The sequence below is a fragment of the Allofranklinella schreckenbergeri genome (assembly GCF_003703475.1).
In the GTDB taxonomy this organism is placed as follows: domain Bacteria; phylum Pseudomonadota; class Gammaproteobacteria; order Burkholderiales; family Burkholderiaceae_C; genus Lampropedia; species Lampropedia schreckenbergeri.
The window spans coordinates 13407-38234 of sequence record NZ_RDQM01000005.1; the positions used below are offsets into that span (position 1 = coordinate 13407).

The window sequence follows — 24828 nt, forward strand, 5'->3', positions numbered from 1 at the left end:
AACGCTACGCCATGCCCACCACCGCCCGCACCGAGCGGGCGATGACCAGCTCCTCATGCGTGCGCACCACCAGCACAGCGGTGCGCGCCTGCTCGGCGGAGATCCAGGTGGCGTGCTCGGCGTTGCGGGCGGGGTCCAGCTCAATACCCATCCACCCCAGGCGCTCGCAAATGCGGGCGCGAATGAGCACGGAGTTTTCGCCAATCCCGCCGGAAAAAACCAGCGCATCCAAGCCGCCCAGTTGCGCGGCCAAAGCGCCCAATTCGCGTTGCGCGCGCATGACGAAATAGTCGATGGCGCGCTGAGCCTGCGGCGTGCCAGCGGCCTCCAGCGTGCGCATGTCGTTGGACAGATCGGACAGGCCCAGCAAGCCCGATTCGTGGTAGAGCACGCGGGCAATCTCTGCGCTGCTGAGCTTTTCCTGATCCAGCATGTAAAGCAGCACGCCAGGATCGATCTGCCCGCAGCGCGTGCCCATCGCCAAGCCATCCAGCGGCGAAAAACCCATGGAGGAAGCCACCGCCCGGCCGTCATGCACCGCGCACATGGAGGCACCGTTGCCCAGGTGCGCGACGACGACGCGCCCCGCCGCCAACTGCGGCGCAAGCTGCCGCATCTGGCCGGTGATGTATTCATAGCTCAAGCCATGAAAGCCGTAGCGGCGCACGCCCTGCTCGTAATAGCGCGAGGGCAGGCCGAAGGTGTCGTTGACAAACGGCTGGTCGCGGTGAAAGGCGGTATCGAAGCAGGCCACCTGCGGCACGCCGGGGAAGGCAGTCATGGCGGCGCGCACGCCAGCCAGGTTATGCGGCTGGTGCAGCGGTGCAAAGGGGGCCAGGGCCTCCAGCGTCCGCATCACATCGGACGTGATGACGAGCGGCGCGTTGAATTGCGGCCCGCCGTGCACGATGCGATGCCCCACCGCCGCCAGTCGCAGGGCGGGGAAGTGGCGCTGGATCGTCCGAATCACCACCATCAAAGCGCCAGTGTGGGTGCCCAAATCCCCTTCGGCCACACCTTCGGCAACAGGCAGAGCTTGCCCTTGTGCGTCCTTGAGCTGGATGACCCCATCCGGGCCGATTTTTTCCACCTTCCCCGAGAGCAAGGCCTCGTCGCCCGTGGCGGCAAACAGCGCCACTTTCAGGGAAGAAGATCCCGCGTTGAGCACGAGAAATCCGCAATCGCTCCAATCGCCATTGACAGCCATTCGTTGTCACCCACTGTGTTCAGGTTGATGCATGCACGGTGCGGGCCATTTCCCGCACACCAATCATTTCAATCAAAAGAAAAACCATTTCACACCCAAATTGCCGAAACAAGGAAATTTTATTTCCCAATGAATTGGAAAATAATGCCAGGCATACGCCAGATCGCCACAACTGCAACGCGACACGCGCGCAGCGGCTGGCGACCCCATCGGCAACTTGCGCTGCGGCAGCGTTGGCAGCAGTCACGCCACCAACGCCAGCGGCTCATCGCTGCTTTTGCTTTGCCTGCCAAGCGTAGTGCAGGTTGGCCACGGCGCAGGAAGCCAGGCGCGCCATCGGGCTGTCAGAGCGGGAATTCAAAATCACCGGCACCTTGGCCCCCAGCACCAGGCCGGCAGCTTCCGCATGGCTGACGAAGGTCAGTTGCTTGGCCAGCATGTTGCCCGCATCGATGCCAGGCACCACCAGGATGTTGGCCTGCCCGGCCACGCCGCCGCTCAAGCCCTTGGTGCGGGCAGCGCCCACGTCCATGGCGTTATCCATCGCCAGCGGGCCTTCCACCAAACCGCCCTTGATCTGGCCGCGATCGGCCATTTTGGACAGCAGCGCCGCATCCAGCGACGACTGAATGGCAGGGTTGACCGTCTCCACCGCCGAGAGCACGCCCACGCGCGGCGTCATATCCAGCGCCTGCGCCAAATCGATGGCGTTTTGCACGATATCGACTTTGGTGTGCAAATCCGGCGCGATGTTGATGGCCGCATCGGTGACCATCACCGGCTCGGCGCGGCCTGGCACATCCATCACGAAAACGTGCGTGAAACGCCGCCCCATGCGCAAGCCCATCGCCTTGTCCAGCATGGGATGGAGCAAATCGTCGGTGTGCAAATGCCCCTTCATCACGGCATGCACGCGGCCTTCGTTGACCAGCGCACACGCCATGGCCGACGCAGCGCGATCGCCCTCGACATCGACGATCTCGAAAGCGGAAATATCCTGCTGCAACTCTTGCGCCACCGCCCGGATGCGCTGCGCATCGCCGACCAGAATCGGCACGATCAAGCCCTTGTGCGCCGCACGCAAGGCGCCGCCCAGAGAGTTGGGATCATCGGGGCACACCACCGCAATGTGCACGGCGGGCAGGCTGCGCGCGCGCTCGATCAACGCCTCGAAGTGACGATGCCGCTGCACCAGCAGGCCCGGGACTTCGACATCATCGCGGTCGAACTTCTCTTTGGGCGCATAAACGCTGGCCTGCCCTTCCAGAATCAACGCCTGATCGGCCACGCGCTGCACCCCGGTGCGCAAGTGCACGATGCCATCGGCCTCTTTGCCCAGCACCTCCACCTGCACCAGCAGCTCCTCCCCCACATGGGCGCGCTCAAAAGCCTCGAACGTGTTGCGCTTGAGCAAAGTGCCAGGCCCCGGCAAATGCGTGCCCAACAAAGAAATGGCCAACGAAGCCACATACATGGTGGAGGCAATGTTCTCCGGCTTGCCATCGCCGTTGACATCCACATCGGGCAAATGCATGGGGTTCAAATTGCCAGACGCGGCGGCGAAAACATACAAATCGTCCGCCGTCACAAGGCGGCGCAACTGGGCACGCTCACCGACCTGAATCTCGTCAAAAGTGCGATTGATTAAGTGCATGAATAGCTCGTCCCTGCCTGCTGCGCAGGCGTGATTCAAAAACCCCGCTACACGACAGAGCACCTGTCAAGCGGGAAAACCATCATACCCGGGGATCCAGCCGCTTCGACGCACACCGCGGCGCAGTCCTAGCCAACCCGAGATCTGGCACAAGATCACAAGGCACAAAAAAACCCGCTTGCCTGATGCAAGCGGGTTTTGATGGTTGGCGCGGCTGGCAGGATTCGAACCCACGACCCCTTGGTTCGTAGCCAAGTACTCTAATCCAACTGAGCTACAGCCGCTAAACAGAAAAAGCCCTTTAATGAGGCTTTCAAATTTGAAAATTGGCGCGGCTGGCAGGATTCGAACCCACGACCCCTTGGTTCGTAGCCAAGTACTCTAATCCAACTGAGCTACAGCCGCTGAAGGGGAGAATTCTAGCACACAAAAAACAGCTTTCTGCATTCTTTATCGATACCGCCGTCCACCCCAAGCTGTCTGACGCCTGCCCTATCCTGGCTTTTTATGGGAGAATCCGTTTCTTTACCTTACTCAGGCGGCGCACATAGCAAAGGTTGCGACAGCGCAAACGCCGCGTTGCTCCGACATGAACAGGCCAATGCGACATTTGCCCAGCCAAACCCAGCGCGGCTTTGACCGCGCTTTTTGCTGTTTGTGCGCCCACGCCCCGCCCGCCGACCGGCCCTCATTGACACCATGATCCGCATTACTCTTCCTGATGGTTCCGAGCGCACGTTCGATCACGCCATCTCCGTTGCCGACGTAGCCGCAGCCATCGGCCCCGGCTTGGCCAAAAACACCGTAGCAGGCAAAGTCAATGGCCGCCTGGTCGATGCCTGCGACCTCATTGAGCACGATGCCAAGCTGCAAATCATCACGCCCAAAGACGAGGAAGGGTTAGAAATCATCCGCCACTCCTGCGCGCACTTGGTTGGCCATGCCGTCAAACAGCTCTACCCCACCGCCAAGATGGTGATCGGCCCCGTCATTGAAGAAGGGTTCTACTACGACATCGCTTACGAGCGCCCCTTCACCCCCGAAGACATGGCCGCTATCGAACAGCGCATGAAGGAGCTGATTGCGCAGGACTATGACGTCATCAAAAAAATGACCCCGCGCGCCGAAGTCATCCAGGTGTTCCAGTCGCGCGGCGAGGATTACAAGCTGCGCCTGATTGATGACATGCCGGATGAGACCGCCATGGGCCTGTACTACCACCAGGAGTACGTGGACATGTGCCGCGGCCCGCACGTGCCCAACACGCGCTTTCTCAAATCCTTCAAGCTGACCAAACTTGCTGGAGCCTATTGGCGCGGCGACTCGCGCAACGAACAATTGCAACGCGTTTACGGCACCGCCTGGGCTGACAAAAAGCAGCTTGACGCCTACATCCAGCGCATCGAAGAAGCCGAAAAACGCGACCACCGCCGCCTGGGCCGCGAGCTGGATCTTTTCCATCAGGACGAGCATTCGCCCGGCACGGTGTTCTGGCATCCCAAAGGCTGGGCCATTTGGCAGCAAGTCGAGCAATACATGCGCCGCGTTTACCAGGACAACGGCTACCAGGAAGTCAAAGGGCCGCAAATCCTGGACAAGACCCTGTGGGAGAAAACCGGTCACTGGGACAAGTACCGCGAAAACATGTTCACGACCGAAAGCGAAAAGCGCGAATACGCGCTCAAGCCGATGAACTGTCCAGGCCACATCCTGATCTTCAAGCAAGGCATCAAGAGCTACCGCGATCTGCCACTGCGTTACGGCGAATTCGGCTCCTGCCACCGCAACGAACCTTCTGGCGGGTTACACGGCATCATGCGCGTGCGCGCCTTCACGCAAGACGATGGCCACATCTTCTGCACCGAAGACCAAATCCTCGCTGAAGTCAGCGCCTTCAGCGCCCTGCTGCAAAAGGTGTATGCGGACTTTGGCTTTACCGACATCATCTACAAAGTCGCCACCCGGCCCGAGCAGCGCATCGGCTCTGACGCCATCTGGGACAAGGCCGAGCACGCCTTGATGGAAAGTCTGCGCGCATCCGGCTGCGAATTCCAAATCGCTCCAGGCGACGGCGCTTTCTACGGCCCAAAAGTCGAATACACCCTGCGCGATGCCCTGGGGCGCCAGTGGCAATGCGGCACCATCCAGGTGGACTTTTCCATGGCCGAGCGGCTGGATGCGGAATACGTTGGCGAAGATGGCGCCCGCCACCGCCCCGTCATGCTGCACCGCGCTATCGTGGGCAGCCTGGAGCGTTTTATCGGTATCCTGATCGAGCACTACGCAGGCGCCTTGCCCATCTGGCTGGCCCCGCAACAAGTGAGCGTGCTCAACATCACCGATGCCCAGGCCGATTACTGTCGTGAATTGGCTGAAAAACTCCAAAAAGCCCTGCCACATCAACCCATCCGGGCCGCGCTCGATCTTCGTAACGAAAAGATCACTTATAAAATACGCGAGCACGCCTTGAAAAAAGTGCCGTTTATTCTTGTTGTGGGCGACAAGGAGAAAGCGGCAGGCACCGTGGCTGTTCGTGGCCGCGGCAACCAGGATCTCGGCGTCATGCCGCTGGAGCAGTTCATTGGCCTGCTGACTGACAAGATTCAAAGCAAGCAATGACCAAAGCCTAGGCACCCCAATGGAGGTGCCTTTTTTCCGCCCTCCAGCCTCTGTGGGCGGCGAAGACATCAACCAACTTTGAAGGTGAAGACCATAGCTACTGAATACCGCGACCGCCGCCAGCGCGAAGAACGCAAACACCGTTTGAACCGTGAAATTACCGCACCCGAATTGCGCGTCACAGGCCCTGATAACGAGGCCATCGGCATCATCAGCCTGCAAGAAGCGTTGCGCATGGCTGGCGACTTGGATGTGGATCTGGTCGAGATTGCGCCTACCGCCTCTCCCCCGGTAGCACGGCTGATCGACTACGGCAAGTTCAAATACCAGGAGCAAAAACGCGCGGCAGAAGCCAAGGCGCGCCAGACGGTGATTGAAATCAAGGAAGTCAAATTCCGCCCTGGCACCGATGATGGCGACTACAACATCAAGCTGCGCAATATCCGCCGCTTCCTGGAAGATGGCGACAAAGTCAAGGTCACTTTGCGCTTCCGCGGCCGGGAGATCACCCACCAAAACCTGGGTCTGGACTTGCTCAATCGCCTGCGCGATGAGCTGGGCGACGCCATAGTGGTCGAGCAATTTCCCAAGCTCGAAGGCCGCCAAATGGTGATGATGATTGCCCCGCAACGCAAAAAAGCCGGTGGCGCAAAGCCCAAGGCTGAGGGCGGGGAAGCCTCAGCCTAATCCCAACTCGGAATGAGGGCAGCTCGCGCACCATGCCGGGCAGCCCCATTCACCGCGATGAGGGAGTCAATAGGCCAGTAGGCTCCATCACTCTGTTGCTGTTGCGCGCCCTTGCAAGCGCGCGCACCATAGCTGCATCAACAACTCCAGCCGTGCTTTTGCCGCAGGCAAGGGCACGATGGGCCACGGCGATGCAATCGCACCAGGGGCAGGCGCGACGACGCGTCCCAGCGGACAACGGCTGGTCAACGCCACACTGAAGCCGGCCCGCTGGGCTGCAATCAATGCCGCCTCCAGGGCATGATGCAGCGTGCCATTGCCGGTAGCGGCCACCAGCGCGCCATCAAAACCCGCTGCCTGTAAGGCCTGTACCTGGCGGGAATCGAAGTGGGCATGGCTGCTCAGCCATGCCACCGCAGGCAAAACGCTCAAAACCTCGGTGATGGGGCGCGTTAACAAAGCGCTGTGTAGGCCAGCGGGCCAATCGCCAGCCGCCACATCCCCCGCAGTTGCTCCCGCCAACCGCACCATGCCGTTTTCTACCCAGCCCCAAGGGCCTGCCTCGCCAGAGCCAAACGCGGGAATATGAAACGGCTGCATTTTTTGCACCAACTGGGCTGTGTGGAGCGCACCCGCAGCCACAGCTAACACGCCGCGCAAACGAGGGCCGACAGCCCCGCCGCCTGGCAAGCCGGACAGGGCCGCCTGACAAGCATCAAGCAAGTTTTGCGGCCCATCGGGCGATAAAGCAGTGGCCGGGCGCATGCTGCTCACCAACAGCACCGGCTTATCGGAAGGCGGCAGCACACGGTGCAAAAACCAGGCGGTTTCTTCCAGCGTATCCGTGCCATGGGTGACCACCACCCCCGCTATTTGCGGATCGGCCAGCGCCTGGCGGACTGCGTGGGCAATGCTCAACCAATCCTCAGCATCCAGATCTTTGCTGTCCTTTTGCAGCACTTGGCTTGCCTGCAAGCGTGCGGGCAATTGCTGCAAAGCGGGGACAGCGGCCAGCAAGTCCTCGATACGCAATGCTGCAGCTTGATACCCCGCTTGCGCTTGTGCGTCGGCCACGCCAGCAATGGTGCCGCCAGTGGCCAAAATGGCCAAAACAGGCAAAGAATTCATGCGACTTTCCCCTTGAAATGGTTTTCACCGGCATTTTGGGCTTTGAAGTTCGCTCCGAGCGGTTCATTCCCAAGTCAATCAGGGAAACCCCGCAAAGGGTATCCAGCCGGGACCTCTCTCGCACAGGCCATGCACTCTAGAATCCGCCCCACTCTGGCGTGCTTGGGTGAGAGCTTGCTTGCACTGCGCGCCGTGTCTGGTCATTTTTTCAAAAACTCCGAAGGAGCTTTCCATGATTCACAAAAAAAATCTGCTGGCTGCATCCGTGGCGCTGGCCATTGCGGCGTTGCCGATGGGCGCACAAGCCAAGACCTTCAAATGGTCCAGCCAAGGGGATGTGACGAGCTGGGACATCCACATGCAGAACAACAACACCAACAACGCGATGCACGCGATGGTGTATGAATCGCTGACCTACTACAACAGCCGCACGTTTGAAATCGATCCCGTACTGGCTACGTCCTGGGAAGAAATCACCCCCACCCAGGTGCGCTTCAAACTGCGCGAGGGGGTGAAATTCTCTGACGGCAGCGAGTTCACCGCCGATGATGCGGTTTTCTCGATTGAGCGCGCGATGAAGCCCACCTCCAACCTGGCCGTTTTCACCAACGGCATTGAGCGGGTGGAGAAAGTCGATCCCCATACGATCGACATCCACCTCAAAGCGCCCAACCCCATCCTCACGCGTCAGCTCACCGAGCTGCGCATCATGAGCAAAGCCTGGGCCGAGAAGAACAACTCGCTTGAACCCAAGGACATGAAGGGCACGGAAGAAAACTTCGCGCACCGCAACGCCATGGGCACCGGCCCCTACACGCTGGAGTCGTGGCAGCCAGACACCCGCATGGTGTTCAAACGCAACCCCCACTGGTGGGGCAAGATGGAAGGCAACGTCACCGAAGTGATTTACCAGCCCATCGGCTCGGCGGCCACACGCATGGCCGCGCTGCTCTCGGGCGAGCTGGATTTCGTGCTCGACCCCACGCCGCAAGACCTGCCCCGCCTGCGCAAAACGCCCAGCCTGAAGGTGGTGGACGGAGTGGAATACCGCACCATCTTCTTTGGCATGGATCAGCACCGCGACGAGCTGCCTGGCTCCAACATCAAGGGCAAAAACCCGCTGAAAGACCAGAAAGTGCGCCAGGCGCTCTACCAGGCCATCGACGTCAACGCCATCACCAAAAACACCATGCGCGGCCTGGGCCAGCCTACGGGCACGCTGATTGCGCCCATGGTCAACGGCTGGACCAAGGAGCTGGACCAGCGCCTGCCCTACAGCGTGGAGGAGGCCAAGAAGCTGCTGGCCGAAGCAGGCTACCCCAACGGTTTCGAAGTGGACTTTGCCTGCCCCAACAACCGCTACATCAGCGACGAGGCCATTTGCCAGGCCGTCACCGCCATGTGGGCGCGCATCGGCGTCAAGGCCAAGCTGCGCACGCAACCCGTGGCCACTTACATGCCCATGATCCAGCGCCATGAGGCCAGCATTTACATGCTGGGCTGGGGCGTGCCGACGTTTGATGCCATGTACACGCTGCAATCGCTGGTGCGCACGCGCACCGAAGGCGCGGACGGCAACTACAACGTGGGCCGCTACAGCAATGCCGAGGCCGACAAGCTCATCGATGCCGCCAAGCAAGAGAGCGACCAAGACAAGCGCACCGAGCTGCTGCGCCAGGCGCTGAAAGTCTCCAACGACACGATCTCGCACCTGCCGCTGCACAACCAGGTCATCCCCTGGGCGATGAAGAAAAACGTCAACGTGGTGCACCGTGCGGACAACCGCCTGGATATGCGCCTGGTCGTGATCGACTGATCCTGCCGCCTGCCATGGCGCAAAGGGCGGGCGCCAAGCGCGCCTTGCACGCCTTCCCCCGCCTTTTGCGCCGTTCCCCATCTCCGCTGGCCCAGGCCAGCGGCTTGTTTTTTGCGCCCCAAGCGGCGCGCACCCAGCCCTCCCCTCGCGATGCTTGTTTTCATACTCCGCCGCCTGATCCAGGCCGCGATCGTCATGGCCTCGGTGGCCTTGATTGCGTTCATGCTGTTCCAGTACGTGGGCGATCCGGTTTACGCCATGCTGGGGCAGGACGCCACGGCTGAAGAAATCGCCCAGTTGCGCTCCGATCTGGGGCTGGATCAGCCCTTTTTCGTGCAGTTTTGGTATTTCCTCGTCAACGCCATGCAAGGCCAGTTCGGCGTGAGTTTGCGCCAGGGCGTGCCGGTTTCCGAGCTGATTGCCCAGCGCTTTCCCGCCACGCTGGAGCTGGCGCTGGTGGCCGCCGCGCTGGCGCTGCTGGTGGGCTTGCCCATGGGCGTATATGCGGCGCTGCGCCGGGGCAGCTTGATGAGCCAGGCGTTCATGACGTTCTCGCTGCTGGGCGTGTCCTTGCCGACGTTTTTCATCGGCATCTTGCTGATTCTGGTGTTCGCCGTGCATCTGGGGTGGTTTCCCAGCTTCGGGCGCGGGCCGGTGACGGACTTGGGCTGGTGGAACACAGGCTTGCTGACGCTGCAAGGCTGGCACCACATCACGCTGCCAGCGATCACGCTGGCGATCTTCCAGCTCACGCTCATCATGCGGCTGGTGCGCGCGGAAATGCTGGAGGTGCTGCGCACCGACTACATCAAGTTCGCCCGCGCGCGCGGCCTGCACAACCGCGCGATTTACTTTGGCCATGCGCTCAAGAACACCTTGGTGCCCGTCATCACCATCACCGGCTTGCAGCTCGGCGGGCTGATTGCCTTTGCCATCGTGACGGAAACCGTGTTCCAGTGGCCCGGCATGGGGCTGCTGTTCATCAACGCGGTCACGTTTGCCGATGTGCCCGTGATGGCGGCCTATCTGTGCCTGATCGCGCTGATCTTTGTGGTCATCAACCTGATCGTGGATTTGCTGTACTTCGCCGTCGATCCGCGTTTGCGCGTGGACAAATCCTCCGGCCATTGAATGCGGCCGCACAAACCCACACCGCAATTGCAAATCAAGGTAAAAATGAAACGTTACACATCATGCCGAAATAAGGTTGTTTTGTTTCTTTTTGATATATAAAATAATCCACCTATAACCACCATGACCCTTCTTCGCCGCACCTTTTGTACCTGGCTGGGCGCTGCCTCTGCCGCCGCCCTCTGCGCGCTGGGCGCACCCGCCCATGCCGCAGGGGCATCCGCTGCCAATTCGGCCTGGCCCACGCGCAGCATCTCCGTCATCGTGCCGTTTGGCGCAGGCTCCAGCCCGGACGTGATGAGCCGCATCGTCATCGAGCACGCCGCGCAAAGCCTGGGCCAGTCGATGGTGGTGCTCAACCGCCCCGGCGCCAGCGGCAACATCGGCACCCACGCCATCGCCAAGGCTGCGCCCGATGGCTACACCATCGGCGTCTCCATCACCGGGCCACTGGTCAACAACCCGCTGATGGACGCCAACCTGCCCTACCGCCCCGAACGCGATTTGCAGCCCATCACCCTGGCCGTGCACCAGTACAACCTGCTGGTCGTGCCCGCCGATTCACCCCTCAAGCATCTGGACGATTTGCTCGCCGCCGCCCGCGCGCCGCAATCGCGCCTGAACTTTCCCAGCACCGGGGCGGGCACCGTCTCGCACCTGGCGGTGGAGCTGCTGATGGCCCGCGCGCAAGGGCAGGCGCTGCACGTGCCCTACCCCTCCTCGCCTGCGGCGGTGACCTCGCTGCTCAATGGCGACACCCAGTTTGCCGCCTTGCCGCCCGTGGCCGTCATGCCCATGATCCAGGGCGGCAAGCTGCGCGCCCTGGCCGCCGTCTCGGCCCAGCGCATGGCCGCCCTGCCCGACGTGCCCACCGTGGCCGAGCTGGGCTATCCCGGCATCGAAGGCTCGGGCTGGATCGGCTTCGTCGCGCCGGCGGGCCTGAACGCGCAGGTGCTGGCGCGTCTGAACGCCGCCCTCACCCAGGCCCTGCAAGACGAATCAGTGCGCCAGCGCCTAGCGGGCATGCACATGCAACCCGCACCCGGCACGCCCGAGGACTTCGCCCGCTACCTGCAACAAGAGTCGCAACGCTGGGCGCCCGTGATCGAGCGCCTGGGGCTGGCGGCCCAGCCTACAACCGCTGCGCCCCTGAACGCGCCCCTGAACGCCCCCAAGAACACGCCAGAGGCCACACCGCCCACCACCGACCCAACCGCCACCTCAAAAACGCCCTGAAGCACGCCTTGCCCATCTCCCTTGGCCCCATCCGCACAGAACGCCGTCCAGCCAGCCGCCCTCTTACAGCGGCCCAGCCAGCCAGCCCTGCGCCCGAGAACCTTGACGCAATCCGCTATGCCTGCTGCCCTTTCCGCTGACCCCTCTACCGCGCCTGGCGCCCCTTTCGCTGCTGCATCCGCTACCGAAGCATCCGCCACATCTGCCACTGCAACGCTGGCGGCAGGCGAAGTGTTTTTCACCACCCCCATGCAACAGCAGTGGCGCTCGCACGCCCATGCGCAAGACATCCACTGCCTCGCACCCGCCACGCCCCACACCGTGCAAACGCTGTTTGCCCAGGCGCGCACGCGGGGCATCGGGCAAGCGCAGCTCTTTGCCGCCATTCCCTTCGACGTGCGCCAGCCGGCCAGCTTCTCCATCCCTGCACGGCTGGTGCAAACCAGCGGCCCTTTGCCTCAACAGGCGGTGCAAACACCCGACCCGGCACTGCACACCACGCCCCTGCCCTCGCCTGAGCGCTATGCCGAACTGGTGCGCCAGGCGCTGGCGCTGCTGGAGCGCGGCGAGCTGCACAAAATCGTGCTGGCGCGCGCGCTGGATGTGCAGGCGGGCGGCCCCCTCTCACCCGGTGCCATCGTGCAGCGGCTGGCGGCGCGCAACCCGCACGCCTTTTTGTTCCACATCCCCTTGTGCAACGCCGCAGGTGCGCCGCACGGCAGCATGCTGGGCGCCAGCCCCGAGCTGCTGGTGCGCCGCAGCGGCCGGCAGTTGACGCTGCACCCGCTGGCAGGCTCCATCCCGCGCCATGCCGATGCGGCCGAGGACGAGCGCCGCCGTCAGGGCCTGGCCGCCTCCGAGAAAGACCTGCGCGAGCACCGCTACGTCACCCAGGACATCGCCCGCCACCTCGCGCCGCTGTGCTGCGAGGTGGATGTGCCCGAGCGCCCCAGCGTCATCGGCACCGATGCCCTGTGGCACCTGGGCACCACCATCACCGCCACGCTGCGCGATGGAGCCACCACGGCGCTGGACGTGGCGCTGGCCCTGCACCCCACGCCCGCCCTGTGCGGCAGCCCCACCGCCCAGGCGCTGGCCCACATTCAGGCGCTGGAGCCGTTTGCGCGCGATTACTTCGCGGGCCTGGTGGGCTGGCAGCGTGAAAACGGCGATGGCGAATGGGCCATCACCATCCGCTGCGCGCAGTTCGACGGGCAACGCCGCTTGCGGCTGTATGCGGGCGCGGGCATCGTCAGCGGCTCCGACCCCGAGCGCGAAGTGCAGGAAACCGCCGCCAAGCTCAGCACCTTTCTCCAATCCTTGCAGCCCCAGGCCATCCCATCCCAGTCATAACCCGAACCAGTCATAACCCGAACCGCCATGAGCATCCCCACCATCTCCGACTACGCCATGCCGCAACCGGGCCAATGGCCCGCCAGCCGCGTGCAGTGGCCGCTTGAGGCCCGCCGCTGCGCGCTGCTGATCCACGACATGCAGCGTTACTTCCTGCGCTTTTACCAGCCCGGCGGCGCGCTGCTGCCCGCACTGCTGCGCAACCTCGCCGCCCTGCGCCACTGGGCCGATGCCCACGGCGTGCCCGTGCTCTACACCGCCCAGCCCCACCAGCAGGCGGCGCAAGACCGCGCCCTGCTCAACGACATGTGGGGCCCCGGCCTGCCCGCCGCCGCGCCCGAGCAGGCCGAGATCGTGCCCGAGCTGCTGCCGCGCCCGCAGGATGTGGCGCTCACCAAATGGCGCTACAGCGCCTTCGCCCGCTCCGACCTGGCCCAGCGCATGCAAGACTGGGGGCGCGATCAACTGCTCATCGGCGGCGTGTACGCGCATATCGGCTGCATGGTCACCGCCGTGGATGCATTCATGCACGACATCCAGCCCTTCTTCGTCGCCGACGCGCTGGCCGATTTCTCCCGCGACGAGCACGACATGGCGCTGCGCTACGTCGCCTCGCGCTGCGGCGTCGTGATCGGCACGCAAGAAGTCACGCGCACCACCACCAACAAGCAAACCCCGCCATGACCAGCGCCGCCTCCACCCCCACGCCCTTTGCGGGCCAACTTGAGAGCCAATCTACAGGCCGCCCCACAGGCCAACTCACGGGCCAACTCACGGGCCAATTTGCCGGCCAGCGCGTACTGGTCACCGGCGCAGCCCAAGGCATTGGCCGCTGCATTGCGCAAAGCTTTGCCGCCCAGGGCGCGCAAGTCATCGGCCTGGATGTGCTGGCCGACGCACCCGACAGCCCCGCCACGCCCGAGCGCCCCTGGCGGCTGCTGGCGCTGGACATCGCCGATGCCGCTGCGGTGCAAGCCGTCAGCGCCCGCTTGCAGCAGGAAGAGGCGCGGCTGGACGTGCTCGTCAACGCCGCCGGCATCTTGCGCATGGGCGGGCTGGACGATCTCACCGCGCAGGACTGGCAGCGCAGCATGGCCGTCAATGCCATCGGCCCCTTCACCCTCATCCAGCAATGGACGCCCATTTTCAAGCGCCAGCGGCGCGGCAGCATCGTCAACATCGCCTCCAACGCGGCCAATTTGCCGCGCCTGGGCATGCTGGCCTACGCTGCCTCCAAAGCCGCGCTGCTCAGCCTCAGCCGCGGCGTGGCGCTGGAGCTGGCGCCCTACGGCGTGCGCTGCAACATCGTCTCGCCCGGCTCGACCGACACCCCCATGCTGGCGGGCATGCTGGGCGATGCGGCAGGCCAGCAGCGCCTGATCCAGGGCCTGCCCGAGCAGTTCAAGCTCGGCATCCCCCTGGGCAAAATCGCCACGCCGCAGGACATCGCCCACAGCGTGCTGTTTCTGGCCAGCGAGCAAGCCGGGCACATCACCATGCAGCAAATCGTCGCCGATGGCGGCGCCACGCTGGGCGTGTAGCCACAGACCAAAGACCACTCACCCCAAGAGACAAAGGAACCCCCGATGATTCGAACCCTCGCCCGCTGGTGGGACAGCGACCTGGGCTACAGCTTTCGCCACTCGCCCGTGGCCATTCTTGCTGCGCTGATCGCCGCCGTATGCCTGTTTTGCGCCGCCTTTGCCGGCTGGGTCGCGCCGCACAACCCGCTGGACTTGAGCACGCTGGAACTCTCCGACTCGCGCCTGCCGCCCGTCTGGCTCGAAGGCGGCAGCAGCAAATACCTGCTGGGCACGGACGACCAGGGGCGCGACATCTTCTCCGCGCTCATCTACGGCGCGCGCATCTCGCTGCTGGTCAGCCTGGGCTCGGTGGCGCTGTCGCTGCTCATCGGCGTTTCGCTGGGGCTGCTGGCAGGTTTCAAGGGCGGCTGGGTCGATAGCCTGCTCATGCGCGTGTGCGACGTGATGCTGTCCTTTCCCTCCATCCTCGTGGCGCTGCTGATTTTCGGCGTAGCGCGCACGCTGTTTCCCAACTCGGGCGAAGACATCACCTTTGCCGTGCTGGTGCTCTCCATCGCGCTGACGGGCTGGGTGCAATACGCGCGCACCGTGCGCGGCTCCACCCTGGTCGAGCGCGGCAAGGAATACGTGCAGGCCGCGCGCGTGACCGGCGTGCCCTCGCTGCGCATCATGCGCAAGCACGTGCTGCCCAACGTCATGGGGCCGGTGCTGGTGCTGGCCACCATCCAGGTCGCCACCGCCATCATCACCGAGGCCACGCTGTCCTTTCTCGGCGTGGGCGCGCCGCCAACCTCACCCTCGCTGGGCACGCTCATCCGCGTGGGCAACGACTACCTGTTCTCCGGCGAGTGGTGGATCACCATCTTCCCCGGCCTGATGCTGGTGCTCATCGCGCTGTCGGTCAACCTGCTGGGCGACTGGCTGCGCGATGCGCTCAACCCGCGCCTGAGTTGATATTCCAATCAATGTAAAATCGCCTTTATACCTAACATACCGAAACAAGGCCATTTTATTTCCTATTGATCGATAAAAAACACACCCACGCTCTGCCCATGCTGCTTGAAGTCAAAAACCTCGTCGTCGAATTCCCCAACCGCCGCGGCACCTTGCGCGCGCTCGACCGCGTTTCCTTCTCCATCGCCCCGGGCGAAATCCTGGGTGTGGTGGGCGAATCGGGCGCGGGCAAATCGCTCACCGGCGCCTCCATCATCGGCCTGCTCGAGCCGCCCGGGCGCGTCGCCAGCGGCGAAATCTGGCTGGACGGCCAGCGCCTCGATCAGCTCACGCAAGAGCAAATGCGCCCCATCCGCGGCCGCCACATCGGCGCCATCTTCCAGGACCCGCTGACCTCGCTCAACCCGCTCTACACCGTCGGCCGCCAGCTCACCGAAACCATCCTCACCCACCTGCCCATGAGCCGCCAGCAGGCGCGCCAGAGGGCCATCGAGCTGCTCAAGGACACCGGCATCCCCGCCGCCGAGCAGCGCATCGACCACTACCCGCACCAATTCTCCGGCGGCATGCGCCAGCGCGTGGTCATCGCCCTGGCGCTGGCGGCCGAGCCCAAACTCATCGTCGCCGATGAGCCGACCACCGCGCTGGATGTCTCCATCCAGGCGCAAATCATCACCTTGCTCAAACGCGTGTGCAAAGAGCATGGCGCCGCCGTCATGCTCATCACCCACGACATGGGCGTGATCGCCGAAACCTGCGACCGCGTCGCCGTCATGTACGCCGGGCGCGTGGCCGAAATCGGCCCCGTGCACGAAGTCATCAACCACCCCGCCCACCCCTACACGCGCGGGCTGATGGCCTCCATCCCCGACATGGAGATGGACAAGGAGCGCCTCAACCAAATCGACGGCGCCATGCCGCGCCTGAACGCCATCCCCCCCGGCTGCGCCTTCAACCCCCGCTGCCCGCAAGCGCACGAGCGCTGCCTGAGCGAACGCCCCGAGCTGATGAACGCAGGCGCCACCCAGGCCGCCTGCTGGCTGGTGCAAGAACACGCCCACGCCGCGCCTTGCGCCCAGTGACCGACAACCGGGAAAACACGCCATGACCGCCACGATCGACACCCTCGCCCCCACTATGGCCACTGCGGCCACCACCAGCCAGCCCGGCAGCGCCCCGCTGGTGCAAGCGCACGACCTCGCCCGCACCTTCGACGTCTCCGCCCCCTGGCTCAACCGCGTGCTCGAAGGCAAGCCCAAAACCTTTTTGCACGCCGTCGATGGCGTAAGCTTCACCATCGAAAAAGGCCAAACCCTGGCGCTGGTGGGCGAATCGGGCTGCGGCAAAAGCACCGTCGCGCGCCTGCTCGTGGGCCTTTACAAACCCACGCGCGGCCAATTCCTCTTTGAAGGGCAAGACGCCCACGCCGCCTACGCAGGCGCTGGCGCCGAAGCCATCCGCCGCCGCATCCAGATGATTTTTCAGGATCCCTACGCCAGCCTCAACCCCCGCTGGCTGGTGCGCGACATCATCGCCGAGCCGCTGCGCGAACACGGCATGCTGCGCGGCAGCGTCGCCCTGCAAGAGCGCGTGGGCCAACTGCTGCAATCGGTCGGCCTGAGTGCGCTGGACATGGGCAAATACCCCCACCAATTCTCCGGCGGCCAGCGCCAGCGCATCTCCATTGCGCGCGCGCTGGCCACCGAGCCAGAGTTCCTCGTCTGCGACGAACCCACCAGCGCGCTCGATGTCTCCGTGCAAGCGCAGGTTCTCAACATCATGAAAGACCTGCAACGCCAGCGCCAGCTCACCTATTTGTTCATCTCGCACAACCTCGCCGTCGTGCGGCACGTCAGCGACCACGTCGGCGTCATGTACCTGGGCCGCATCGTCGAGCTGGCCAGCAAGCACGATCTGTTCGACCGTCCGCGCCACCCCTACACGCGCATGCTGCTGGACGCCATCCCCAAAATGCACGACACCGGCCGCGCCCGCACCCCCGTGCAAGGCGAAGTGCCCAACCCGCTCAACCCGCCCAAAGGCTGCGCCTTCAACCCCCGCTGCCCCCACGCCAACGAGCGCTGCCGCAGCGAACGCCCCGTCATGTTCCAGGCCGGCGCCACCCAGGTCGCCTGCCACGCCGTGCAGGAAGGGCGCCTGGATTGATCAAATTACAAATCAATGGAAAATAAACAATGCCATTTCGGCAACATAGTCAATGAATCCATTTTCCATTGATTGGAAAAACAAACCGCAACGCCAAGCACGCAGCGCGCGTGCAAAGTCACTGCCTGAAGCGGGAAAAAACGCCGCCTCTTTACAATAGAGCGTTTGTCGCCCTACCCCTACACCTCACGAACAGCCCTCACGAACAGCGCCATGAGCAAAACCCTCTACGACAAGATATTCGACGAGCACGTCGTGCACACCGAGGAAGACGGCACCGCCGTGCTCTACATCGACCGCCACCTGGTGCACGAAGTCACCAGCCCGCAGGCTTTCGAGGGCCTGCGCGAGGCCGGTCGCAAAGTCTGGCGCATCAGCTCCATCGTCGCCACGGCCGACCACAACACCCCCACCACCGGCTGGGAGCGCGGCTACGACGGCATTGAAGACCCCATCAGCAAAGAGCAAATCGTCACCCTCAACCACAACATCAACCAGTTTGGCGCGGCCGCCTTCTTCCCCTTCATGAGCCGCCGCCAGGGCATCGTGCACGTCGTCGGGCCGGAAAACGGCGCCACCTTGCCGGGCATGACCGTCGTTTGCGGCGACAGCCACACCTCCACCCACGGCGCGTTTGGCGCGCTGGCGCACGGCATTGGCACCAGCGAAGTCGAGCACGTCATGGCCACGCAAACCCTGCTGGCGAAAAAAGCCAAAAACATGCTCATCCGCGTCGAAGGGCAAGTGGCGCCAGGCATCACCGCCAAAGACATCGTGCTGGCCATCATCGGCAAGATCGGCACCGCAGGCGGCACGGGCTACACCATCGAATTCGCCGGCAGCGCCATTCGCGCCCTGAGCATGGAAGGGCGCATGACCATCTGCAACATGGCCATCGAGGCGGGCGCGCGCGCCGGGCTGGTGGCCGTGGACGACAAAACCATCGAATACCTCAAAGGCCGCCCGCTGGCGCCCGGCTTTGACGAAGCCACCGGCCGCTTCGTCGGCGGGCCCGAATGGGATCACGCCGTCGCCTACTGGCGCAACCTGCACTCCGACCCCGATGCCGTGTTCGACAAAATCGTCGAGCTGGACGCCACGCAAATCGTGCCCCAAGTCACCTGGGGCACCTCGCCGGAGATGGTGCTGGGCGTGGACGCGCGCGTGCCCGATCCCGACAAGGAAAAGGACGCCGTCAAGCGCAATGCCATGGAGCGCGCCCTGCACTACATGAACCTGGAGCCGGGCAAGCCCCTGTCCGACATCCATGTGGACAAAGTCTTCATCGGCTCATGCACCAACAGCCGCATTGAAGACATGCGCGAAGCCGCTGCCGTAGTGAAAAAGCTGGGCCAGAAAGTCGCCAAAAACGTCAAGCTGGCGATGGTGGTGCCCGGCTCTGGCCTGGTGCGCGAGCAGGCCGAGCGCGAAGGGCTGGACAAAATCTTCACCGCAGCAGGCTTTGAATGGCGCGAGCCAGGCTGCTCCATGTGCCTGGCCATGAATGCCGACCGGCTCGAGCCCGGCGAGCGCTGCGCCTCCACCAGCAACCGCAATTTCGAAGGCCGCCAGGGCGCGGGCGGGCGCACCCATCTGGTCAGCCCCGCCATGGCCGCCGCCGCCGCCATCCACGGGCATTTTGTGGACGTGCGCCGCTTTGCCTGAGCGCGCCGCCAGCCTATCGGGCCGCCGTAGCTGGCTGTGCAAAAACGTTGTAGTAAGGTTGCCCCTTCCAGCGCCAGCCCCCCGGCGGCGCTGGTTTTTCCAACCATCCTTTCAAGGAGAAACATGATGAAAAAAATCGCATCGGCTGTGTTCGCATCGCTGCTGGCCCTGGCTGTGACGGGCTGCAACACCGTGCAAGGCGTTGGCCAGGACGTGCAAAAAGGCGGCGAAGCCATCGAGCGCGCTGCTGAAAAAGCCAAGTAATGCCCCGGCCCGCAAGGGCCTGCCCACCCAGCCCGCCTCCATCCACCTGGGGCGGGTTGGATTTATTTTATAAATCAAGAGAAATAAAACATTGCCATTTCGGCATCGCAGGCATGAAGCCATTTTTCTTTTGATTTGGATCACCCCACGCCGCTGCGCCCCCCGGAGCACCATGCAGAAGTTCACCGTCCACAAAGGCTTAGTCGCCCCGCTTGATCGGGAAAACGTCGATACCGACGCCATCATCCCCAAACAATTTCTCAAATCCATCAAACGCACAGGCTTTGGCCCCAACCTGTTTGACGAATGGCGTTATCTGGACCAGCCGGGCCAGCCCGGCGTGCCCGAGTCCGAGCGCAAACCCAACCCGGACTTTGTGCTCAACCAACCGCGCTACAAAGGGGCCTCGATTCTGCTGACGCGCCAGAACTTCGGCTGCGGCTCCTCGCGCGAGCACGCGCCCTGGGCGCTGGTGCAATACGGCTTTCGCGCCATCATCGCGCCCAGCTACGCGGACATCTTTTTCAACAACAGCTTCAAAAACGGCCTGCTGCCCATCGTGCAGCCCGAATCGGTCGTCAGCCGTTTGTTTGACGAGGTGTACGCCTTCCCCGGCTACGAGCTGACCATCGATCTGGAAAACCAGCACATCCTGCCGCCGCAGGGCGAGCCGCTGCCCTTTGACATCATCCCGTTTCGCAAATACTGCCTGCTCAATGGCTTTGACGACATCGGCCTGACGCTGCGCCACGCCGACAAGATCCGCGCGTTCGAGGCCGAACGCCTGGCGCGCAAGCCCTGGCTGGCCCACACGATGGCGGTTGAGCGCGCGCCGGAGTAAGCCCGCCGCCTTTGAACGACGCGCACTGCGCACACACCGAAAGAGCCGCCAACCCAGGCGGCTCTTTTTTATAAATCAAAAGCAATAAAACAACGCTATTTCGGCAATATGCACATCAATCCATTTTCATCTTGATGTGCAACACACTTCACCGCTTGCGCACCATGTGGACGAATACACCCAGCGCCAGCGCGCTGTAGAGCAGCGCCGGCGTGGCCGCGGCCAGCAGCGGCGACCAGCCGCGCAAATTGCCCACATAGCCCAGCACGTTGTTGAGCATCAGGTAGCTGATGCCCACCAAAATGCCCAGGAACATGTGACCGACGATGCTGCCGGAGCGAAAGTGCAAATACGCAAACGGCAGCGCCAGCACCATCATCACCAAACAGCCCAGCGGGTAAAACACCTTGCGCCACAGCTCGATTTCAAAGCGCTGGGTGGATTGGTCGTTGGCGCGCAGGTGGTTGACGTAGCTGATGAGCTGCATGGTGGACATGCCATCGGGTTTGAGGATGGCCGCATCAAGCATCTCGCGGCTGAGCGTGGTGGGCCAGCGCAGCCGGGCGTGCTGCTGCACCCGCATCGGCTCCAGCGCGCCGTTGAGGCTGCCATCGGCCTGCAACACGGGCGGCGCCACACCTGCGGGGAGCACCTGCTCATGGGCGTTATGCAGCAGCCAGGCCCCTTGGCCCGCAGCATCGTGCGCGGGCGGCAGCTCGGCGCTGTCGGCGCGGATTTGCCGCTGAAGCCGCCCATCAGGCCCGAACTGGAAGATACGCACACCTTGCGCCAGGCCATCGGTGCGCACGGCGGCCACGCTGACGATGACAGAGCCGCCTGTCTGCTCCCCGCCATCCTGGCCGCCGCCTGCCTGCCACTCTGCCGGCGCGGCCTGCCGCTCGCGCAACCAGGCCCCGGCCCGGCCCGCGTGCACCTGCCCGCCCAAGTGCTTGGCGCGCAGCAACTGGGCCGAGCGCTCGGCCCAGGGCGCGACGTAATCGCCCATCACAAACGTCACCGCCGTAAACAGCAGCCCGACCGAAAGCAAAATGCCCAGCGCCTGCCCCGGCCCCAGCCCACCCGTGCGCAAGATGGTGAATTGCGAGGTGCGCGCATAGCGGGCCATGACAAACACGGAGCCAATCAGCACGCAAATGGGCAGCAGCTCATACACATGCATGGGGGCCGACAAGGCCATGTGCCCCAGCATCTGCGCCACGCCGTAGGACGATTGCACGCCCGAGCGGCTGACGAAGCGGCTCTCGTCAATCAAATCGAAAAACAGCAGCAGGGCCAGAAACGCCAGCGTCGTCATCGCCACGGTGGCGATGATTTCGCTTTGCAGCATACGGGTGACGATTTTCATGCGCGGCCCTCCCCGCCTGCGACGACGGCTTTGCGGCGCGCCCGCCCGCGCCACTGGCCCAGCGTCCACTGGGCATTGCGCGCCATCAGCCAGGCCCAGGCCAGCACAAACACGCCCCCATGCAGCAGGGCCAGCCACAGCCCGCCGTGGATGCGTCCGCGCGCCACCCAGTTCTGCCCCAGCGAGAGCAGGTTGAAATACACCACAAAGACCAGCAGCGCCGTCACCACATGGCCCATGCGGCCCGAGCGCGGGTTGCTGCTGGTCAGCGCCAGCGCCAGGATGATGTAGTTGATGGCCGCCAGCGCCAGCCCGGCGCGCCAGACCAGCTCGGCCTCGTAGGCGTTGCCCTGCTCGGGATCGTCGATCCTGGCCAGCAGCTCGGCGCTGGGCGTAGCGCGGATGCTGGTTTGCGCCTCGCTAACCGGGTCGCGCCGCAACAGCACTTCATAGCGGTCGAACTCGGCCACGCGCAGCGCGGGTTTGTCGCCACGGATTTGCTCCACACGCTGGCCAGTCTCCAGCACCACCCAGCTTTGACCGCCTTGCTGCACCAGACTGGCGCTGCGCGCGGTGGTGACGGAACTCTCCTCGGGCTTTTCCTGCGCAAAGAAGATTTGCCGCGCCTGCTCCAGCGAGCTGCTGTCGCGGTCCACGAAAAAAACGCTGTCGCCGCTGGAGGAAACCTGAAATTCGCCCGGCGCAATGCGATCGAGATCGCTGCGCTGCTGGAACTGGTTGCGCAAATCCAGAATTTGCGCCTGCGACCACGGCCAGGCAAACAGCGACAGCGCGCCAATGGCCAGCACCAGCGGCCAGGCAAAGCGCGCCAGCGTGGGCAAAAAGCCCGCCAGCCCCCGCCCGCTGGCAAACCAGATCACCATTTCGCTGTCCTGGTACATGCGCGCCAGCGTGCCAATGACGGCCACGAACAGGCTCAAGCTCAACACAATGGGCATGTAGCCCAAAACCGTGTAGCCCATCACCAGCATAATGTCGGACGGACTGACCGACCCCTTGCTGGCCTGGCCCAGCGTGCGAATCAGCATCAAGGTGATGACCACCATCAACAGCACCGTGAGCGTGCCCAGAAAGCTGCGGGACAAATCCTTGCGCAGAGAGGTATCGAACAACATGGGGGTTGGGAAGGGAAGTTCCGAATTCTTATCGACCGATCAAAGGAATGCACACATGCCCATCACGCTGGAGCTGAAAACCCTGGATTTGCAAACCGCCGCGCGGGAAAAAGCCGATTTGCTGCTGGTTTTGCTGCCCGCCGCCCAGGCCGATGCCCAGGCTGCAAACAAACCCGCTGCCAAGCCAGCCGCCAAAGCCAGCGCCAAAACAGCGGCCACGGCATCAGCCAAGATCAGCCAGGCCAGCGCGCCCGAGGGCCTTGCCGCCCTCATCGATCAAGCCAGCAGCGCGGGCGATCTCCTGCTGGACAAGCCCGGCAACCAACTGGCGCTCTACAGTGTCGCACAAGTCGCTGCGCGCAAAGTCGTGCTGCTGGCCACCGGCAAAGGCCAGCCCCACGACATCGCCAAAGCCCTGCAAACCGCCCGTGCCGCCTTCTTGCACGACAGCGTGAAAAAAGCCGTCGTACTCTGGCAAAGCGCCCCGGGCGACGCGCAAAGCCCCAGCGAAAGCCAGACCCTGGCCCTGGTGCAGGCGCTGGATGAGGCCACCTACCAATACCAGGACACCAAGCCCAGCGCGCACCCGCTGGCGCTGGAGAAAATCGTTCTGGGCGTGCCCAACAAAGCCCTGGCGCAAGATGCCTTTGCGCGCGCCCAGGGCATCACCGCAGGCATCGCGCTGGCGCGCCAATTGGGCAACCTGCCCGCCAACCACGCCACGCCCGAGCACCTGGCCCACACCGCGCGCGAGCTGGCCCAAGCGCCCCAGATCACCGCCAAAATCCACGGCCTGCGCGAGATCGAGCGGCTGAAGATGGGCGCCTTCCTCTCTGTGGCGCGCGGCTCGGCCCAGCCGCCGCAATTCATCGAGCTGCACTACCAGGGCGCAGCCAAAAACCAGCCCCCCGTGGTGCTGGTAGGCAAAGGCGTGACCTTCGACACCGGCGGCATCTCCCTCAAGCCCGCCGCCAGCATGGATGAGATGAAGTTCGACATGTGCGGCGCGGCCAGCGTGCTGGGCGTGTTCCAGGCGCTGGCGCAATTGCAGCCGCGCATCAACGTCGTCGGCCTCATCCCCGCCACGGAAAACATGCCCGGCGGCAAAGCCACCAAGCCCGGCGACGTCGTCACCAGCCTGAGCGGGCAAACCATCGAAATCCTCAACACCGATGCCGAAGGCCGCCTCATCCTCTGCGACGCGCTCAGCTACGCCGACCGCTTCAAGCCCCACGCCGTGGTCGATATCGCCACCCTCACCGGCGCTTGCGTCATCGCCCTGGGCAAGCTGCGCAGCGGCCTGTACGCCAACGACGACGCGCTGGCCCAGGCCCTGCTGGAGGCGGGCGAGCAAACGCAAGACCGCGCCTGGCGCATGCCCCTGGATGACGACTACGCTACGGGCCTGAAAAGCCATTTCGCCGATATGGCCAACGTGGCCGGGCGCGAGGCCGGCTCGGTCACCGCCGCCAAGTTCCTGCAAAAGTTCACGGGCGACTGGCCCTGGGCGCATCTGGACATCGCTGGCGCGGCCTGGAAAAGCGGCAATGCCAAAGGCGCGACCGGCCGCCCCGTGGGCCTGCTGATGCACTACCTGCTGGGCCAGGCAAGCTGAAGGCCAGGCGCATGATGTACGCCCGCATCGATCAGCAAGTCATGCGCATTGCCGCCCAGGTCATGGGGGTGGCCGTGGCCGATATCGAGGCCCACACCCCCATCGCACACTGGAGCGACAAGGCCACCATCAACGACGAGACCTGCATCGCCCTGAACCTGAACATCAGCACCCAAAGCGCCAGCCAGTGCCGCACCGTGGGCGAATATTGCGAGCTGGTGGAACGCCACGCCCAGCAGCGGTTTTGAAACAGCGATTTCAAGGGCCAAGAGCCCTTTGATTACCAATCAAAAGGAAAATAAATCACCATATTTCGGCATAATGGGAAATTACTCTATTTTCCTTTGATTGAAATTCAAAGCCAGAAAGCCCAACAGCCGCCCGCTGCGCTTCGGGCGGCTGTTGGGCTGGTATTGGTACCAGCGCTGGCCAGCTCGGCTGGCTGC

Annotated in this window: 22 protein-coding genes and 2 tRNA genes; 16 read left to right on the top strand and 8 right to left on the bottom strand. The window is 63.6% G+C overall.

The window, feature by feature from the left end; translation table 11 throughout:
• Positions 1-4 precede the first annotated feature (4 nt).
• The 5 genes from EBQ26_RS04800 to EBQ26_RS04815 all read right to left on the bottom strand — a co-directional run bounded on the left by EBQ26_RS04800 (position 5) and on the right by EBQ26_RS04815 (position 3266).
• The gene (locus EBQ26_RS04800) at positions 5-1207 is read right to left on the bottom strand and encodes an acetate/propionate family kinase (RefSeq protein WP_122237901.1); all 1203 of its coding nucleotides are present in this window, start codon (positions 1205-1207) and stop codon (positions 5-7) included.
• A 19-nt stretch (positions 1208-1226) separates the two neighbouring features.
• Positions 1227-1454, bottom strand: coding sequence for a hypothetical protein (locus tag EBQ26_RS12580; protein WP_147473997.1), 228 nt, complete (start codon positions 1452-1454; stop codon positions 1227-1229).
• An 18-nt stretch (positions 1455-1472) separates the two neighbouring features.
• Entirely contained in the window at positions 1473-2861 is a 1389-nt protein-coding gene (locus tag EBQ26_RS04805; RefSeq protein WP_122237902.1) for a bifunctional enoyl-CoA hydratase/phosphate acetyltransferase, read from the bottom strand.
• A gap of 206 nt (positions 2862-3067) precedes the next feature.
• Positions 3068-3145, bottom strand: a tRNA-Arg gene (locus EBQ26_RS04810).
• Positions 3146-3188: 43 nt separating this feature from the next.
• Positions 3189-3266, bottom strand: a tRNA-Arg gene (locus EBQ26_RS04815).
• 294 nt (positions 3267-3560) lie between these two features.
• Here EBQ26_RS04815 and thrS point away from each other — a divergent pair.
• A complete protein-coding gene (gene thrS / locus EBQ26_RS04820) occupies positions 3561-5480 on the top strand; it encodes a threonine--tRNA ligase (RefSeq protein WP_122238029.1) in 1920 nt (639 codons plus the stop codon).
• A gap of 84 nt (positions 5481-5564) precedes the next feature.
• Entirely contained in the window at positions 5565-6167 is a 603-nt protein-coding gene (gene infC, locus EBQ26_RS04825; RefSeq protein WP_122237903.1) for a translation initiation factor IF-3, read from the top strand.
• An 87-nt stretch (positions 6168-6254) separates the two neighbouring features.
• Here infC and EBQ26_RS04830 read toward each other — a convergent pair whose 3' ends face one another.
• The gene (locus EBQ26_RS04830; protein ID WP_122237904.1) at positions 6255-7295 is read right to left on the bottom strand and encodes an asparaginase; all 1041 of its coding nucleotides are present in this window, start codon (positions 7293-7295) and stop codon (positions 6255-6257) included.
• Positions 7296-7527: 232 nt separating this feature from the next.
• Here EBQ26_RS04830 and EBQ26_RS04835 point away from each other — a divergent pair, with 232 nt between their 5' ends.
• The 12 genes from EBQ26_RS04835 to leuD all read left to right on the top strand — a co-directional run bounded on the left by EBQ26_RS04835 (position 7528) and on the right by leuD (position 20265).
• A complete protein-coding gene (locus EBQ26_RS04835) occupies positions 7528-9111 on the top strand; it encodes an ABC transporter substrate-binding protein (protein ID WP_122237905.1) in 1584 nt (527 codons plus the stop codon).
• 150 nt (positions 9112-9261) lie between these two features.
• Complete coding sequence (locus EBQ26_RS04840) at positions 9262-10242, top strand: ABC transporter permease (protein ID WP_122237906.1); 981 nt, start codon at positions 9262-9264, stop codon at positions 10240-10242.
• 123 nt (positions 10243-10365) lie between these two features.
• Positions 10366-11478 carry a Bug family tripartite tricarboxylate transporter substrate binding protein gene (locus EBQ26_RS04845; protein ID WP_122237907.1) on the top strand — a complete coding sequence of 371 codons (1113 nt, stop codon included), beginning with the start codon at positions 10366-10368 and terminating at the stop codon, positions 11476-11478.
• A 117-nt stretch (positions 11479-11595) separates the two neighbouring features.
• Positions 11596-12831: an isochorismate synthase gene (locus EBQ26_RS04850; protein WP_122237908.1), complete on the top strand. Its 1236-nt coding sequence runs from the start codon at positions 11596-11598 to the stop codon at positions 12829-12831.
• A 27-nt stretch (positions 12832-12858) separates the two neighbouring features.
• Positions 12859-13515 carry an isochorismatase family protein gene (locus tag EBQ26_RS04855; RefSeq protein WP_122237909.1) on the top strand — a complete coding sequence of 219 codons (657 nt, stop codon included), beginning with the start codon at positions 12859-12861 and terminating at the stop codon, positions 13513-13515.
• Positions 13512-14372 (top strand): 2,3-dihydro-2,3-dihydroxybenzoate dehydrogenase, encoded by an 861-nt coding sequence (gene dhbA, locus EBQ26_RS04860; protein WP_122237910.1) that lies wholly within the window; start codon positions 13512-13514, stop codon positions 14370-14372. The genes EBQ26_RS04855 and dhbA overlap by 4 nt, the downstream gene beginning before the upstream one ends.
• 45 nt (positions 14373-14417) lie before the next feature.
• Positions 14418-15329: an ABC transporter permease gene (locus EBQ26_RS04865; RefSeq protein WP_122237911.1), complete on the top strand. Its 912-nt coding sequence runs from the start codon at positions 14418-14420 to the stop codon at positions 15327-15329.
• 98 nt (positions 15330-15427) lie between these two features.
• Entirely contained in the window at positions 15428-16411 is a 984-nt protein-coding gene (locus EBQ26_RS04870; RefSeq protein ID WP_122238030.1) for an ABC transporter ATP-binding protein, read from the top strand.
• 55 nt (positions 16412-16466) lie between these two features.
• Entirely contained in the window at positions 16467-17495 is a 1029-nt protein-coding gene (locus EBQ26_RS04875; protein WP_122238031.1) for an ABC transporter ATP-binding protein, read from the top strand.
• Positions 17496-17708: 213 nt separating this feature from the next.
• A complete protein-coding gene (leuC, locus tag EBQ26_RS04880; RefSeq protein ID WP_122238032.1) occupies positions 17709-19160 on the top strand; it encodes a 3-isopropylmalate dehydratase large subunit in 1452 nt (483 codons plus the stop codon).
• A 123-nt stretch (positions 19161-19283) separates the two neighbouring features.
• Entirely contained in the window at positions 19284-19424 is a 141-nt protein-coding gene (locus EBQ26_RS04885) for an entericidin A/B family lipoprotein (RefSeq protein WP_122237912.1), read from the top strand.
• A 172-nt stretch (positions 19425-19596) separates the two neighbouring features.
• A complete protein-coding gene (gene leuD / locus EBQ26_RS04890; RefSeq protein WP_122238033.1) occupies positions 19597-20265 on the top strand; it encodes a 3-isopropylmalate dehydratase small subunit in 669 nt (222 codons plus the stop codon).
• Between the two features lie 148 nt (positions 20266-20413).
• Here leuD and lptG read toward each other — a convergent pair whose 3' ends face one another.
• Together lptG and lptF are read right to left on the bottom strand one after the other, a co-directional pair.
• Complete coding sequence (gene lptG, locus EBQ26_RS04895; RefSeq protein WP_122237913.1) at positions 20414-21631, bottom strand: LPS export ABC transporter permease LptG; 1218 nt, start codon at positions 21629-21631, stop codon at positions 20414-20416.
• Positions 21628-22767, bottom strand: coding sequence for an LPS export ABC transporter permease LptF (lptF, locus tag EBQ26_RS04900; RefSeq protein ID WP_122237914.1), 1140 nt, complete (start codon positions 22765-22767; stop codon positions 21628-21630). The genes lptG and lptF overlap by 4 nt, the downstream gene beginning before the upstream one ends.
• Positions 22768-22822: 55 nt before the next feature.
• On the opposite strand from lptF, the gene EBQ26_RS04905 reads away from it, so the two are divergent.
• Together EBQ26_RS04905 and EBQ26_RS04910 are read left to right on the top strand one after the other, a co-directional pair.
• The gene (locus EBQ26_RS04905; protein ID WP_122237915.1) at positions 22823-24382 is read left to right on the top strand and encodes a leucyl aminopeptidase; all 1560 of its coding nucleotides are present in this window, start codon (positions 22823-22825) and stop codon (positions 24380-24382) included.
• Between the two features lie 11 nt (positions 24383-24393).
• Positions 24394-24630, top strand: coding sequence for a hypothetical protein (locus EBQ26_RS04910; RefSeq protein ID WP_122237916.1), 237 nt, complete (start codon positions 24394-24396; stop codon positions 24628-24630).
• The last annotated feature ends 198 nt before the right edge of the window (positions 24631-24828 follow it).

Bases quoted from the DNA above. Each gene is read 5' to 3' on its own strand.
- EBQ26_RS04910 (WP_122237916.1), top strand. From the start codon at position 24,394: ATGATGTACGCCCGCATCGATCAGCAAGTCATGCGCATTGCCGCCCAG.
- EBQ26_RS04830 (WP_122237904.1), bottom strand. From the start codon at position 7,295: ATGAATTCTTTGCCTGTTTTGGCCATTTTGGCCACTGGCGGCACCATT.
- EBQ26_RS04875 (WP_122238031.1), top strand. From the start codon at position 16,467: ATGGCCACTGCGGCCACCACCAGCCAGCCCGGCAGCGCCCCGCTGGTG.
- EBQ26_RS04855 (WP_122237909.1), top strand. From the start codon at position 12,859: ATGAGCATCCCCACCATCTCCGACTACGCCATGCCGCAACCGGGCCAA.
- EBQ26_RS04800 (WP_122237901.1), bottom strand. From the start codon at position 1,207: ATGGCTGTCAATGGCGATTGGAGCGATTGCGGATTTCTCGTGCTCAAC.
- thrS (WP_122238029.1), top strand. From the start codon at position 3,561: ATGATCCGCATTACTCTTCCTGATGGTTCCGAGCGCACGTTCGATCAC.
- EBQ26_RS04805 (WP_122237902.1), bottom strand. From the start codon at position 2,861: ATGCACTTAATCAATCGCACTTTTGACGAGATTCAGGTCGGTGAGCGT.
- dhbA (WP_122237910.1), top strand. From the start codon at position 13,512: ATGACCAGCGCCGCCTCCACCCCCACGCCCTTTGCGGGCCAACTTGAG.
- leuC (WP_122238032.1), top strand. From the start codon at position 17,709: ATGAGCAAAACCCTCTACGACAAGATATTCGACGAGCACGTCGTGCAC.
- EBQ26_RS04865 (WP_122237911.1), top strand. From the start codon at position 14,418: ATGATTCGAACCCTCGCCCGCTGGTGGGACAGCGACCTGGGCTACAGC.
- EBQ26_RS04840 (WP_122237906.1), top strand. From the start codon at position 9,262: ATGCTTGTTTTCATACTCCGCCGCCTGATCCAGGCCGCGATCGTCATG.
- lptF (WP_122237914.1), bottom strand. From the start codon at position 22,767: ATGTTGTTCGATACCTCTCTGCGCAAGGATTTGTCCCGCAGCTTTCTG.
- EBQ26_RS04885 (WP_122237912.1), top strand. From the start codon at position 19,284: ATGATGAAAAAAATCGCATCGGCTGTGTTCGCATCGCTGCTGGCCCTG.
- leuD (WP_122238033.1), top strand. From the start codon at position 19,597: ATGCAGAAGTTCACCGTCCACAAAGGCTTAGTCGCCCCGCTTGATCGG.
- EBQ26_RS04850 (WP_122237908.1), top strand. From the start codon at position 11,596: ATGCCTGCTGCCCTTTCCGCTGACCCCTCTACCGCGCCTGGCGCCCCT.
- EBQ26_RS04835 (WP_122237905.1), top strand. From the start codon at position 7,528: ATGATTCACAAAAAAAATCTGCTGGCTGCATCCGTGGCGCTGGCCATT.
- EBQ26_RS04905 (WP_122237915.1), top strand. From the start codon at position 22,823: ATGCCCATCACGCTGGAGCTGAAAACCCTGGATTTGCAAACCGCCGCG.
- lptG (WP_122237913.1), bottom strand. From the start codon at position 21,631: ATGAAAATCGTCACCCGTATGCTGCAAAGCGAAATCATCGCCACCGTG.
- EBQ26_RS04870 (WP_122238030.1), top strand. From the start codon at position 15,428: ATGCTGCTTGAAGTCAAAAACCTCGTCGTCGAATTCCCCAACCGCCGC.
- EBQ26_RS04845 (WP_122237907.1), top strand. From the start codon at position 10,366: ATGACCCTTCTTCGCCGCACCTTTTGTACCTGGCTGGGCGCTGCCTCT.